This window comes from Bacteroides sp. MSK.20.12 (assembly GCF_019052435.1).
In the GTDB taxonomy this organism is placed as follows: domain Bacteria; phylum Bacteroidota; class Bacteroidia; order Bacteroidales; family Bacteroidaceae; genus Bacteroides; species Bacteroides xylanisolvens.
This window is the reverse complement of sequence record NZ_JAHQVH010000024.1, coordinates 33,679-46,962: the sequence shown is the minus strand read 5'-3', so window position 1 is coordinate 46,962 and position 13,284 is coordinate 33,679. Positions and strand designations below refer to the sequence as shown.

Here is a 13,284-nt window from a genome sequence, read left to right as displayed (position 1 = left end):
ACAAAACTTGAGTTATTTCTATTTATCTATTCCAAAATCCTTTATAATCATTATCTATACGTAGAGCTATGCTTTTGCTTAAATCCATTTCATCCGTACAGTCCACGTCTTCCGGATAGATGGGGATCACGGCATTTTCACGCACATATACGGGCATTTCTTCCAATGGAACGTATACGTCTTTCAGCCAGCATGCTCCTTCCAGACGTTCTCCCGTAAAGAAGTTCACCCATTTTCCTTCGGGAAGATAGATATCCCGACAGTTCTCGCTGTTCATCACCGGAGCTACCAGGAAATCATTGCCGAAATAGTATTCATCATCTATATGCCAACAAAGTTTATCTTCCGGATGATGCAGAATGAGTGCCTGCAAGAGCGGATAGCCGCTTTCTATGGCTAGTTTACTTTGTTCTACGATGTATGGAATGAGCGAATAACGCAATTTCCACCACTTTTTCACCAACGGAGCTATGGCCGGATAGTGCCAGGGTTCACGCTTATTGGTTCCGTGATAACGGATATGCGATGTGAATACGCCGAATTGAGTCCAGCGCATGTACACATCATCTGCTACTACCGAGTTCATAAAATTGGGCAATGTATGGAAGCCGGGAACATCATGGCTCCAAAAAGCAAATCCCGACAGACCGAAATGCAGACCGCCTTTCAGAGAACCTGCCATTCCATCCCAAGAGCTACAGGAATCGCCTCCCCAATGCAAAGGATAACGCTGGCATCCCGCCCATGCGGAACGTGCCCAGACAATACCGTCACCTGTCACTTCTTTCGTAATTTCGTAAGCGGCCTTTTGATAAAGCAGGGCATACAGGTTGTTCAACAATTCCGGCTTCATACCTTTATAGAGGGCGTCCATGTGAATGTTTTCACCGAAATCGGTTTTGATACAGGTTACTCCCATATCCAGGAGTTGTTTCAATAGTCCTTTGTACCATTCGGTTGCTTTCGGATAAGTAAAGTCGATTGTTCCGGCATAATCCAGGGCGGAGAAGTTGGAACCATCGGTCGCTTGTTGTTTGGTCAATGGGGCTATATAATCATTGGCTCTGGCTTCATCAATCTGCTCTGCATTTTCTGCAACGTATGGAAGTTGCCATAAAGAGACACGATAGCCGTTCTTTTTCAACCGCCCGATGAATCCTTTCGGATCGGGGAACCGTTCTTCATTGAATTTCCATTCGCAGAGCCAATCGGTACGGAACCAGCCCGTATCCAGATGAATTACATCACAGGGATAGTGTTCGGTACGCATGTGGTCGCATATTTCGTCTACTTCATCGGCACTGAAATAAGTCATACGGCTCATCCAAACGCCAAAACTCCAAAGAGGAGGCATAGACGGATAGCCGGTCAGGTCACGATAACCGCGAAGAATATCTTCCATCGTATCACCGCCTATTACAAATACATCCAACAATGCCTGGTCGCTTAGAAACTGGACGGAACGGGTGGAATGTCCGGCCAGTGAGAGCTTGCTATGAGCACATGTATGGTAGAATGTTCCGTACATTCGGCTGGATAGATAGAAGGGGATATTCTTATAAGTACGCCGGTTATTGACTCCTTGCCCATCTTGGTTTTTCAGGAAGAAAGTCTGTCCGCTCAAGTCCATTTTAAAGAAACGTTCTCCGGTTCCGGCAAAACATTCATCGGGCTTACATTCAAAAGAAAGCGTTGCCCGTTCTTTCCGACCATCGCGTTTGCAAAAGGCAACAGGTAACGCATCGTAACGGGGAGGCGAAAAATGGTCGTAGGCTGACAAGCGGATTTCACGCTTTCCATCAGGGTATAAAGTGATGTCAAGCGTTTCTTGAGGGTCGGGAAGCAATTCGCTCCATCGGTCTAATAGAGGCTCTTCCACATTGATAACGGCACGCTTCGTTCCGTCTTCCGTCGAAAGAATCCATTTTCCTTTTTGTTCTTTTATAAACAGGGGCACTTTCTGAATCCGGTCACTGAATTGTAGCATTTCCGACTCATCTGTCAGTACATAATCACCGAAGCCAAGAAACAGGCGGGTGATGCCGATGTTATACTGACGGATGATTAACGTATATTCCTCCTGGGGAACATCGGTATCCGCCATCATATCGTTAGCCAGCTTTTGCTTCTGAAAGGGAACTGTTACGTAAATATCTCCTTCCTTTTCATAAACAGCCGTTGGCTTGTATGCTTTCCAAAGCGACTCATTCCTTGATAGCTCGGTATCGAAATCAAGGAAATCAAATAAGTGGTAGTTCGTTGGTTTCATCTATTTTATTGATTAAATATCGTTTATTGATTACTATAATTATCATATTAGTTTGAATGGTTGCCATATTAGTCTAGTTCTAATGATTATTACGCTAGTTTATTGATTGCTATACTAGTACATTGATGACTATGTTAATCCATTAATTTGTTTCAATCTTGCTTTATTCTTCCAGCTTTGTACTTAATACTGTCCGCCACTTGAGGCCCGTTATTCTTCCACACGTTCTTTTTCCCGGGGCGGTTCGAATCAAAACGTTCAGCGGGACACCAGTTGTTCTCCATTGTATATCCGTCCGTAGCTTCATCCAGATAGATATAAAAAGCCCGGTCATTCGTAGCGTAGGGTGCCTCGATTAAATGTTCGATCCGATTATTTCGCATGACGGAACCCGGCTGGTTGGAAAGAGTATACAGACCGCCTGCATCGTATAGCCGACGGGCAAAGTGATGTACATAGTTTGCTTCTATCCGGTTGTTGCACATTCCGCTCTCCAGCGATGTCCATCCCCAGCCTACACAAATCCCTGAATAGTTCAGATGGCAGACTTCATTATGAGAAATATCCATGTTTCTGACATATCCGGCGCCGATACCTACACATCCCCAGTCCTCATTAGTCACATTACTGATGAAATTGTTTCTGATAGTAATATGGGAACATAATTCCCGTACGTCAGCAGGAATAAAAGGAATGTGCGTCTCCAATCCTCCGTCCGGAAATGCACCGACCAGTAAAGCCGTTCCTCCAATATCCGTAAATTGACAATCTTCGACACTCGATGCAGTAACGGCCCATTCATAATCCAGTCCGGTGGACGATAAATGATGGAAGGTGCAATGCTTGAAATCAATATGCTCGGCACCTCTTACACGTATCGCTGTTTCGGGACGGGTGATCCAAGCTTGGTTCTCCAGTTCCGCTTTTTCCGGAAGCCCCGGTTCTTGTAGTTTATAGGCATCCAATAAAGGAAATCCCCCTTGCAGAGTGACGTGTCCCTGATAAGAAGGACGCATCCAGGAGGTATGCTCAAAAGTAATTCCGTTAAATTGTATATGTTTTACCGGACGAGACAATGTACCGTCTATGGTCACTAAAGTTTCCAAGGCAGGGATAATCACTTCAGCTGTTTCCATATTTTCGCTCGCCTGCGGATAATAGTAAATCGTGCCGGAAGGATATTCCTGGAACCATTCACCGGGTTGGTCCAGCAATTCCAGTGCATTGGTCAGGCAAAAGGAAGAATTTCCTTTCTCTCCTCCGATGACGGGTTGCGGCCAGGGATGCGCAAACTCCAGGTGACTTTCAGGTTCATGGAAGCGAACTACAGCTTGTCCGTCTTTCACGTCTATACTTTTCACGCGCAAAATAGCAATCGCCCAGCGTTGATGGACAATCATTTCCAGTTGACCGGCATTTTGAAGTCTTTCCGGATTTACACTTTGAGAAACGGGGATCGTTATTGTCTGCTCTTCCGGATTGAAGTCAATCATTCGTTCCAATCCTCCGTCAGGAAATTGCGCAGCTCTTTGAACTTTATGACCGTTCACCCACATTTGCCGGGTTTCTACTCTTCTATTTCCTATTAGGGGAGCCTCTGCCGACCATATCTTCTGCCTTAGCTTTTCAGGAATTGCCGGATGATTACATCCACGCTTCCACCCCGTAACAGCAACTCCACCACTAATCACAGGATGAGCACCATCTACTGCACAAATCACTGTTGGAGAATCGGGTGTCCCACTATCTTCTGGACGAAGAAATAGAGAATTGCGCTGGGCATAAACACCCTCTTCCAAACGAATATAAATTCCTCCGGCTACTTCCGGCCGATTCAGTCTACGCCATTCACGAGCCTGCTTGATTGCCCGGTTTAATGTATTAAACGGGGCTTCCTTTGTCCCGGGATTCTTATCATTCCCCTGCAGGGATACATAAATTTCTCCCGCAAAAAGCGAGGGAAAGCACCCCAAGAAAATGATAAAAGAAAGATAAATAAAAGTCTTTTTCATGGTACTACCTCAATGTGCTACTTCAATAAAGACGAACACACATCGATTTAGTACTCTATGTAAAAGCAATAGATAGGTTATTCTTAGGAATGTTTTACAACATCAAATAGGTTACCGAATAAGACCTATGATAAATTGATAGCAAAAATAACCGCAGACAACGAACTTCAGTAAAGTTCCGAATATAAATCCGAGTAAAGAGCCCACACCTGATTTGAGTGCCTGCGAGAACTCTTTATTTCCTAATAGTTCACCAATCACCGCTCCTAGAAACGGACCGAGAATAATCCCCCAAGGCAAGAAAAGAAGACCGACAAGAGTTCCTATGATACATCCCCAATTACCCCATTTACTACCGCCACTATATTTACTTCCCAGCATCGGAGTGAAATAATCCAATACCTGCAAAACAGCTACAATCAATAGCCATACGATTAATTGTGTCGTAGAATATTGTACCTTATCCGTGAAGTGCAGAATAACCAACCCCACATAAGCAATAGGCGGACCGGGAAGAAACGGCAGAATACAACCTGCTAACCCGGCTATCATACAAAGGGCACTAATTACGATCAAAATAATGTCCAACATAGTCTGTTCTTTTTTTAGTTCTGCACAAAAATACAGTATCTTTCAGTAAATACAAGCTAACCCCGAGAATTATTTCCACCCCTTCACTGCTGTTTCAAAATAGCTTTGCCAGGGCTGCAGTTCTTAGTGTGAATGAGTTTTTCCAATACTTTTTTGAGGATGCCTCGTACCCAACAAGAACTTTTACTATCTTTGTGTCGTTAACGCTATTAATAAGCAAGTTGTTAAATAAGAAATCAGCAGGAGGACATGAAATGGATCCAATGGAATATATAGTACCCAACAGAAAGCGTTTACCTTACGGTATGATGAACTTCGCAGTCATCCGCCGCGAAGACTATTATTATGTAGACAAAACCCGCTTCATTCCTATGATAGAGCAGGCAGACCGGTTCTTTTTCTTCATCCGTCCTCGCCGCTTCGGCAAAAGCCTCACGCTGAACGTACTGCAACACTACTACGATGTGCGTACCCGCGATAAGTTCGACGACTTATTTGGCGACCTCTACATCGGGAAGCATCCCACAGCAAACCGCAACAGCTATCTGGTGCTTTACCTCAACTTTTCAGGCATCACCAGCGAACTGAACGATTATCGAAAAGGACTGGATGCACATTGCCAAATTCGCTTCGACTTCTTCTGTGAAGTCTATTCCGACCTCCTGCCACAAGGTATCAGAGAACGATTGGACGAAAAGGACGGGGCTGTCAACCAACTGGACTATTTGGTTTCGGAGTGCGAACGTGCCGGACAGAAAATGTATCTCTTCATTGACGAATACGACCACTTCACCAACGCCATCCTTTCTGATGCCAAAAGCTTGCACCGCTACACTGATGAAACGCATGGCGAAGGTTATCTGCGTGCTTTCTTCAATAAGGTGAAGGCAGGAACTTATTCCAGCATAGAGCGTTGTTTCATCACCGGCGTAAGCCCCGTAACGATGGATGACCTGACGAGTGGCTTCAACATCGGCACGAATTACTCACTTACCCCCCAATTTAACCAAATGATGGGGTTCACCGAAGAAGAAGTGCGCGAAATGCTGACTTATTATTCAACGAACAGTCCTTTCCGCCATACTGTTGACGAACTGATAGAAATAATGAAACCATGGTACGACAATTATTGCTTCGCGCAGGATTGTTACGGTGAAACTACCATGTACAACTCCAACATGGTGCTCTACTTCGTGAAGAATTACATAGATAACGGCAAAGCGCCACGAGAAATGATAGAAGATAATATACGTATCGACTATGAAAAGCTGCGTATGCTCATTCGAAAGGATAAGGAGTTTGCACACGATGCTTCCGTCATTCAAACTTTAGTGAGTCAAGGTTATATCACTGGCGAACTGAAGAAAGGTTTCCCTGCTGTCAACATCACCAATCCTGACAATTTTATAAGCCTGCTATACTATTTCGGAATGTTGACCATTAGCGGAATAGATAAAGGCAAGACCAAACTGACCATTCCGAACCTGGTGGTTCAAGAGCAGCTCTACACTTATTTGCTGAATACCTACAACGACGCAGATTTGAATTTCAGCAGCTACGAAAAGAGCGAACTTTCAAGCCAGCTCGCCTATGATGGCAACTGGCAAGCCTATTTCGGTTACATTGCCGACTGCCTGAAACGTTATGCATCCCAGCGTGACAAGCAAAAGGGCGAATTCTTCGTTCACGGCTTCACCTTGGCCATGACTGCGCAAAACCGCTTCTACCGTCCTATCTCCGAGCAAGATACACAAGCGGGTTACGTCGATATTTTCCTCTGTCCCATGTTGGACATATATTCTGACATGAAACACAGCTACATCGTTGAGTTAAAATACGCCAAATATCGCGATTCTGAAAACCGTGTGGAGGAATTGCGTCAAGAAGCCATCGCCCAGGCCAATCGCTATGCCGACACAGACACGGTGAAACAAGCTATTGGCTCCACGCAACTACACAAGATTGTAGTGGTATATAAAGGTATGGAAATGCGGGTATGCGAAGAGTTATAATGAACAATCTCTTCACCCTTCACTTTTCCTTGTATTATCCTATCTATAAGCAGTTTATGGGTGAAGGGTGTTCCCTTCACCCATCCTTTCACGTTTTTTCTTTTTCAAACTGTACCTTTCCACAATAAAAGCACTACCTTTGTCAATTATGTATGTAATATACAATATAAAATGAACGACAATAAATTAAAAAACAAAACAGTCCCTTTCAACTACGCCCGCTGCTACAACGAGCAATGTCCGAAAGCTTGTAACTGCCTGCGTCGGGTGGCTGCACTTCTCACTACCGCTGACACGTCCTACATCAGCATCGTAAACCCAATGTGTATTCCGGCCACCGGCATTGACTGTCCCCACTTCCAAAACGCAGAAAAGATACATGTGGCATGGGGTATCAGCCACCTGCTGGACAACGTACCTTATAAGGACGGAACAAATATCAAGCAACAACTGATCGGACATTTCGGAAAAACGCTTTACTATCGCTTTTATCGCGAAGAACGCTTCCTAAGCCCCGCAGATCAAAACTATATCCGCCAACTTTTTCACCGGAAAGGTATCACCGAAGAACCGGTCTTTGACAGTTACACGGATGAGTATAATTGGTAAAGCCGCGTTCTAACCAGTTTCCAGCCTGCTGAAACTTTTTGTTTCAAGCGCTAGAAACTAAAAGTTTCAAAGGGTGAAACGATTCGTTTCACACCGAGAAACAAACTGTTTCACTACGGGAAACCATTCGTTTCAAGGTATGAAACAAAAAATGGAACTAGTTAATGAAAGCAGAAGAAGTATCAGTGAAGGATATATCGTCTAAAAGTTATATGTAATACAAGTGTTATTGGTGAATTTTCAGAATGTATGTGAAAGATCAGAATAAAGAGTTGAAGTGTACAGCGTAAAATTCTCCAATATTGTAATCAAATAGACAAGAACGGAGTGAAAAAATATTTAGAAAAAATAAATATGGAAGAAGTAATAAGAAAATATGTAGATGAATGTTGGGGCTTTGTGCAAGAACACAGAGAATATCTTATGTATGTCCCTTCTTATGAAGAACACATAGAGCCTGAAATGCAGGACACATTTGATAATATTATACCACAAGGGAAATCGGTTAAGATATATGTCACTCAACCGGAACATACTAATTATATGGTGGACATTATTACGGAAAAAGACCATGTATGGAAAGCGATAGATAATCAAATTTCAGACGAGGATATTTCCAAATTAGAAAGTAAATTAAATGTTATTCTTCCGCTTTCATATAAGATCTACTTGAAATACAAACACTTTTATGAAATATTTTGGGATTTAGATGTTCGTCTATATCCAAAGCCCATTCATTCATGGAATAAAATCTTAATTGAAAATAATGAGGAACTGCAAGAAGAAATTCTTAACAAAGGGTATTTTGCAATAGGTCGATATTCTGATTATGGCGTGATAGCTCTTAAATTGACAGATGATGAGAATAAAGAAGGTGAAATCCTTCTCTTTGATTACGAAACGCCTGAAACAGAAGTATTAGCACCCAACTTTATAGAATTTCTTAATCAGATATTACAAAATCCTAAACCTGTTCTTCAAGAATTAAAAGGTTGGGAGAAAAAAATGTATAAAATGGAATGATGCTACTAACAAGCACCTGTACCACATAAACGGCAGCAAGCCGCAAACCATTACCGATAGTGCAATAATAAAATGAAAAAGAATGATTTTATAAATAATCAACTGCTATCAATGGGCTATTTGCCATTGCCATACAATAAAGACCGCAATAAAGTCTTTTATAAAGAAATGGATAATGGCTTAATAGTCTGTGTAGGTATTGAGTCTTCTTCTTTGTATCAAGACAGAAGAAAAACTGTTTCATTTTATACAGCATTGTCATATACATGGGCGATGTATTCACCTATATTATTGCCACAGGATTGTTACTTACGAATAGGTGAAATATTGGGTAAGAATGATTTGTGGTTTCAAACTACCACAAAAGAAGAAAAAGATTTTATGTGCCAATCGATACAGCAAGCGGCAAGAATCTGCGAAAAGCAAAGTAAAATCATATTGCACTATATCTTAAAAGAAAATCAATATGTGGAGTATAAAGAATATATATGCAGATTGAACTGCATAATAGATTTTGTTAAAAAGCAGGGAATCACCAGTAATGCAGATATAAGTATCATTTATGAAGTGATTAAACCAGTATTAAAAAGAATAGGTGTACCGCTTTCCAAGCATACTACAAAACTATATGCAGTGGATGCCATGAATTGCATCCACTGCTCTTCGGACATAAATAAGCAACAAAGAAAAATAATAGCAAGCGAAATAATATCAGTAACAAACGGGTAAATTGTCCTAAAAGAAATGATCCGTCTGAGATTAACATTTATCAAAATAAAAAAATAAACGAGGAAACAGCAGTTAGCTGAAACACATTAACAGTAGTACAACAAAATCAATATGGAAGTAATAGAAAGTAAATGGTATAATAAAGAATGGTGCAAATACAGCGTCTATTGAAGACGTAGAAAAACTTCTAAATACAACCTTGCCCTATCAGTACAAAAGATTTCTGTTATGGAGCAATGGTGGCGAGGGTAAATTAGGAGATAACTACATCTATATATGGGCTATTGAAGATATTGTTGCTTACAATAATGACTATGGAATACACAAATATCTTCAAAAAGAGTATTTAGCATTTGGCATGGATGGTGATATTGGATATATTTTCCACCTGCCAAACAATAGTATATATAGGGTAGATTTAGGAGATTTAGATATAGCTTCTATTAAGTATATAGCACCCTCTTTTGACGACTTTTTAGGCAAGGCTATTTATCTTAATTTCGATAAGCCACAGAATATTGTTGACAATAGTTCAACCATATAAAGTGATTAGACATGGATATAAATAATGAATAAACTACAACTCCAAAAACAATAATAACTCCTGATTCATATCGTTTTTTGATTAATAAAGTTACGGATATGTCAAGAAAAAGGCAAATTCCACCTCTACTATACAATATGCAATAAACTCAAAACGTTGCAAATTTCCGTCCTCATTTGCCCTGTTTACATAAATAAAAACTATCTTTGCGTTTCAGAATCCCGAAAGACGAAAAGAAATGGAGCAAATAGACAACCTAAAAGAGCTTATCAATCAGGGGGATGTGGACACAGCGATTAAGCAATTGGACCAGCTTCTCCAGGACAGTTCTGTCGAAAAAGAGAAAGATACTCTTTACTATTTACGGGGAAATGCCTACCGAAAGAAAGGAGATTGGAAGCAGGCACTGGACAACTACCAGTATGCCATCGAGCTCAATCCGGACAGTCCTGCCGTTCAGGCCAGGAAGATGGCAATAGATATCCTCAACTTCTACCACAAGGATATGTTCAATCAATAAAAGAGATGTATAATCAATAACCGTACTCAAAGATAACGTAATAAAATAAAGATTATGGCAAAAATCAAAGGAGCAATCGTAGTCGACACGGAGCGTTGCAAAGGATGCAACCTGTGTGTAGTGGCGTGTCCGCTCGATGTAATCGCCCTCAATAAAGAGGTAAACATGAAAGGCTATAACTATGCCTGGCAAGTGAAGGAAGATACCTGTAACGGATGCAGCTCGTGTGCAACGGTTTGTCCGGACGGATGTATTTCAGTGTATAAAGTAAAAGTAGAATAAAAGAAAAGAATATGGCAGAAGAAGTTGTATTAATGAAAGGAAACGAAGCCATCGCCCACGCAGCTATCCGTTGCGGTGCCGACGGTTACTTCGGTTATCCTATTACTCCCCAATCGGAAGTGTTGGAAACGCTTGCCGAACTGAAACCGTGGGAAACAACCGGCATGGTAGTACTCCAGGCGGAAAGTGAAGTGGCAGCTATCAATATGGTATATGGAGGTGCAGGTAGCGGAAAGAAGGTTATGACCTCATCTTCAAGTCCGGGTGTGAGCTTGAAACAAGAAGGAATCTCTTATTTGGCCGGTGCCGAACTTCCTTGTCTGATTGTGAATGTAATGCGTGGCGGTCCCGGATTGGGAACTATCCAACCCAGCCAGGCTGACTACTTCCAGACAGTGAAAGGTGGTGGTCATGGAGACTACAAACTGATTGCCCTCGCTCCGGCATCCGTACAGGAAATGGCGGATTTCGTAGCATTAGGATTCGAACTGGCCTTCAAATACCGTAATCCGGCTATTATCCTTGCCGACGGTGTGATCGGTCAGATGATGGAAAAGGTTGTTCTTCCTGCACAAAAGCCACGCCGCACGGAAGCAGAAGTAATTGAACAATGTCCATGGGCTGCTACCGGAAAAGCAAAAGACCGCAAACCGAATATTATCACTTCCCTCGAATTGAAACCGGAAGCCATGGAAATCAACAACCTCCGTTTTCAAGCTAAATATCGTGAAATTGAAGAAAATGAAGTACGCTTCGAAGAGATCAACTGCGAAGATGCAGAGTATTTGATTATCGCTTTCGGTTCAATGGCACGTATTGGCCAGAAAGCAATGGAACTAGCCCGTGAAAAAGGAATTAAAGTAGGTATCCTTCGCCCGATTACACTGTGGCCGTTCCCAACCAAAGCGATTGCTGCATACGCTGATAAAGTAAAAGGTATGCTCGTTACGGAACTAAATGCCGGACAGATGATTGAAGATGTCCGTCTCGCTGTTAACGGTAAAGTAAAGGTAGAACATTTCGGACGTCTAGGTGGCATCGTTCCCGATCCGGATGAAATTGTAACTGCCTTGAAAGAAAAAATAATCAAATAACGAAACAATGAATCCCGATAAAATAAGAAACGTACTGAACATCCTATTTATGATATTGGCTGTTGCAGCCATCATCACCTACTTTGTAGCAAAAGATGATTTCAAAATGTTTATCTACGTATGCGGCGCGGCAATCTTTGTCAAGCTGATGGAGTTTTTTATACGGTTCACCAACAGATAAGGAGATGAAGTTATGACTAAAGAAGAAATAATCAAACCCGAGAATCTGGTTTACAAAAAACCGACTCTGATGAACGATAACGCCATGCACTACTGCCCGGGTTGCAGTCACGGTGTGGTACACAAACTCATTGCCGAAGTCATTGAGGAAATGGGTATGGAAGATAAAACTGTGGGAATCTCTCCGGTGGGATGTGCAGTGTTTGCCTACAACTATCTCGATATTGACTGGCAGGAAGCAGCACACGGACGTGCTCCTGCTGTGGCAACTGCTGTGAAACGCCTGTGGCCGGACCGTCTTGTTTTCACTTATCAGGGTGACGGTGACTTGGCTTGTATCGGTACAGCCGAAACAATCCACGCTTTGAACCGTGGTGAGAACATCACGATTATCTTTATCAATAATGCGATCTACGGTATGACAGGCGGTCAGATGGCACCGACTACACTAGTAGGCATGAAGAGTTCGACTTGTCCTTACGGACGTGACGTTGAACTTCACGGTTACCCATTGAAGATTACTGAAATCGCAGCCCAACTGGAAGGAACTGCTTACGTAACCCGTCAGTCCGTACAATCCGTACCGGCTATCCGCAAGGCTAAGAAGGCAATCCGCAAGGCTTTTGAGAACTCCATGAACGGTAAAGGTTCCAATCTGGTAGAAATCGTTTCCACTTGTAGTTCAGGCTGGAAGATGACTCCGGAGAAGGCGAACAAATGGATGGAAGAACACATGTTCCCATTCTATCCGCTGGGTGATTTAAAAGATAAAGAATAACGCTAAAAGTCAACAGAACAATGAAAGAAGAAATAATTATAGCAGGATTCGGTGGACAAGGCGTATTGTCTATGGGTAAGATTCTGGCATATTCCGGTTTGATGGAAGGCAAAGAAGTGACCTGGATGCCCGCTTATGGTCCCGAACAACGAGGTGGAACAGCCAACGTTACAGTTATTGTAAGCGATGACAAAATATCCTCACCGATTCTTAGTAAATACGACGCTGCCATCATTCTGAATCAGCCTTCACTCGAGAAGTTTGAAAGCAAAGTGAAACCCGGCGGTATCCTGATTTATGACGGTTACGGAATTATCAACCCTCCTACCCGTAAGGATATTAAGGTATATCGTATCGACGCAATGGATGCAGCCAACGAGATGAACAATGCCAAAGCATTCAACATGATCGTACTTGGCGGATTATTGAAGCTTCGCCCCATCGTAACGTTGGAGAATGTTATCAAAGGACTTAAGAAAACCCTGCCGGAACGCCACCATCACTTGATTCCTATGAACGAGGAAGCTATCAAGAAAGGTATGGAGTTAATCCGTGAGGTTTAATTAACAGATAATGTACAATGGATAATTGATAATTATTAGCTACGTATAGTACGTATGCAACATAATTTTCAATTATCC

The 13,284-nt window shown here is 42.2% G+C and carries 14 protein-coding genes; 11 read left to right on the top strand and 3 right to left on the bottom strand.

Going from position 1 to position 13,284, the window contains the following annotated elements; genetic code table 11:
* Window positions 1-22: 22 nt before the first annotated feature.
* From KTR06_RS13865 to KTR06_RS13855, 3 genes are all read right to left on the bottom strand, one after another.
* Window positions 23-2,269, bottom strand: a complete 2,247-nt coding sequence (locus tag KTR06_RS13865) for an alpha-xylosidase (protein ID WP_217290436.1) — start codon at window positions 2,267-2,269, stop codon at window positions 23-25.
* Between the two features lie 152 nt (window positions 2,270-2,421).
* Window positions 2,422-4,281, bottom strand: coding sequence for a right-handed parallel beta-helix repeat-containing protein (locus KTR06_RS13860; RefSeq protein WP_217290435.1), 1,860 nt, complete (start codon window positions 4,279-4,281; stop codon window positions 2,422-2,424).
* 111 nt (window positions 4,282-4,392) lie between these two features.
* Window positions 4,393-4,872: a DUF456 domain-containing protein gene (locus KTR06_RS13855; RefSeq protein ID WP_008021882.1), complete on the bottom strand. Its 480-nt coding sequence runs from the start codon at window positions 4,870-4,872 to the stop codon at window positions 4,393-4,395.
* Window positions 4,873-5,126: 254 nt separating this feature from the next.
* On the opposite strand from KTR06_RS13855, the gene KTR06_RS13850 reads away from it, so the two are divergent.
* From KTR06_RS13850 to KTR06_RS13800, 11 genes are all read left to right on the top strand, one after another.
* Complete coding sequence (locus tag KTR06_RS13850) at window positions 5,127-6,884, top strand: AAA family ATPase (RefSeq protein WP_371745218.1); 1,758 nt, start codon at window positions 5,127-5,129, stop codon at window positions 6,882-6,884.
* Between the two features lie 171 nt (window positions 6,885-7,055).
* Window positions 7,056-7,493 carry a DUF6078 family protein gene (locus KTR06_RS13845; protein ID WP_008644027.1) on the top strand — a complete coding sequence of 146 codons (438 nt, stop codon included), beginning with the start codon at window positions 7,056-7,058 and terminating at the stop codon, window positions 7,491-7,493.
* Window positions 7,494-7,847: 354 nt separating this feature from the next.
* Window positions 7,848-8,516 (top strand): SMI1/KNR4 family protein, encoded by a 669-nt coding sequence (locus KTR06_RS13840; RefSeq protein ID WP_015531590.1) that lies wholly within the window; start codon window positions 7,848-7,850, stop codon window positions 8,514-8,516.
* Window positions 8,517-8,588: 72 nt separating this feature from the next.
* Window positions 8,589-9,245 carry a hypothetical protein gene (locus tag KTR06_RS13835; protein WP_015531589.1) on the top strand — a complete coding sequence of 219 codons (657 nt, stop codon included), beginning with the start codon at window positions 8,589-8,591 and terminating at the stop codon, window positions 9,243-9,245.
* Window positions 9,246-9,381: 136 nt separating this feature from the next.
* Entirely contained in the window at window positions 9,382-9,789 is a 408-nt protein-coding gene (locus tag KTR06_RS13830) for an SMI1/KNR4 family protein (RefSeq protein ID WP_081354150.1), read from the top strand.
* A gap of 238 nt (window positions 9,790-10,027) precedes the next feature.
* Window positions 10,028-10,309 (top strand): tol-pal system YbgF family protein, encoded by a 282-nt coding sequence (locus KTR06_RS13825; protein WP_004325629.1) that lies wholly within the window; start codon window positions 10,028-10,030, stop codon window positions 10,307-10,309.
* Between the two features lie 54 nt (window positions 10,310-10,363).
* Window positions 10,364-10,591, top strand: coding sequence for a ferredoxin family protein (locus KTR06_RS13820; protein WP_004297419.1), 228 nt, complete (start codon window positions 10,364-10,366; stop codon window positions 10,589-10,591).
* An 11-nt stretch (window positions 10,592-10,602) separates the two neighbouring features.
* Complete coding sequence (locus KTR06_RS13815; RefSeq protein ID WP_004297418.1) at window positions 10,603-11,685, top strand: 3-methyl-2-oxobutanoate dehydrogenase subunit VorB; 1,083 nt, start codon at window positions 10,603-10,605, stop codon at window positions 11,683-11,685.
* Between the two features lie 7 nt (window positions 11,686-11,692).
* Window positions 11,693-11,866, top strand: a complete 174-nt coding sequence (locus KTR06_RS13810; protein ID WP_004297417.1) for a hypothetical protein — start codon at window positions 11,693-11,695, stop codon at window positions 11,864-11,866.
* 12 nt (window positions 11,867-11,878) lie between these two features.
* On the top strand, window positions 11,879-12,643 hold the full coding sequence (locus KTR06_RS13805; RefSeq protein WP_004297416.1) for a thiamine pyrophosphate-dependent enzyme: 765 nt from the start codon (window positions 11,879-11,881) through the stop codon (window positions 12,641-12,643).
* Window positions 12,644-12,663: 20 nt separating this feature from the next.
* Entirely contained in the window at window positions 12,664-13,206 is a 543-nt protein-coding gene (locus tag KTR06_RS13800; protein WP_004297415.1) for a 2-oxoacid:acceptor oxidoreductase family protein, read from the top strand.
* Window positions 13,207-13,284 lie beyond the last annotated feature (78 nt).

What these genes read in the sequence shown, in the direction of transcription:
- KTR06_RS13855 (WP_008021882.1), bottom strand. Translation starts at nt 4,872, where the DNA reads ATGTTGGACATTATTTTGATCGTAATTAGTGCCCTTTGTATGATAGCC.
- KTR06_RS13850 (WP_371745218.1), top strand. Translation starts at nt 5,127, where the DNA reads ATGGATCCAATGGAATATATAGTACCCAACAGAAAGCGTTTACCTTAC.
- KTR06_RS13865 (WP_217290436.1), bottom strand. Translation starts at nt 2,269, where the DNA reads ATGAAACCAACGAACTACCACTTATTTGATTTCCTTGATTTCGATACC.
- KTR06_RS13820 (WP_004297419.1), top strand. Translation starts at nt 10,364, where the DNA reads ATGGCAAAAATCAAAGGAGCAATCGTAGTCGACACGGAGCGTTGCAAA.
- KTR06_RS13810 (WP_004297417.1), top strand. Translation starts at nt 11,693, where the DNA reads ATGAATCCCGATAAAATAAGAAACGTACTGAACATCCTATTTATGATA.
- KTR06_RS13840 (WP_015531590.1), top strand. Translation starts at nt 7,848, where the DNA reads ATGGAAGAAGTAATAAGAAAATATGTAGATGAATGTTGGGGCTTTGTG.
- KTR06_RS13825 (WP_004325629.1), top strand. Translation starts at nt 10,028, where the DNA reads ATGGAGCAAATAGACAACCTAAAAGAGCTTATCAATCAGGGGGATGTG.
- KTR06_RS13860 (WP_217290435.1), bottom strand. Translation starts at nt 4,281, where the DNA reads ATGAAAAAGACTTTTATTTATCTTTCTTTTATCATTTTCTTGGGGTGC.
- KTR06_RS13835 (WP_015531589.1), top strand. Translation starts at nt 8,589, where the DNA reads ATGAAAAAGAATGATTTTATAAATAATCAACTGCTATCAATGGGCTAT.
- KTR06_RS13800 (WP_004297415.1), top strand. Translation starts at nt 12,664, where the DNA reads ATGAAAGAAGAAATAATTATAGCAGGATTCGGTGGACAAGGCGTATTG.
- KTR06_RS13845 (WP_008644027.1), top strand. Translation starts at nt 7,056, where the DNA reads ATGAACGACAATAAATTAAAAAACAAAACAGTCCCTTTCAACTACGCC.
- KTR06_RS13815 (WP_004297418.1), top strand. Translation starts at nt 10,603, where the DNA reads ATGGCAGAAGAAGTTGTATTAATGAAAGGAAACGAAGCCATCGCCCAC.
- KTR06_RS13805 (WP_004297416.1), top strand. Translation starts at nt 11,879, where the DNA reads ATGACTAAAGAAGAAATAATCAAACCCGAGAATCTGGTTTACAAAAAA.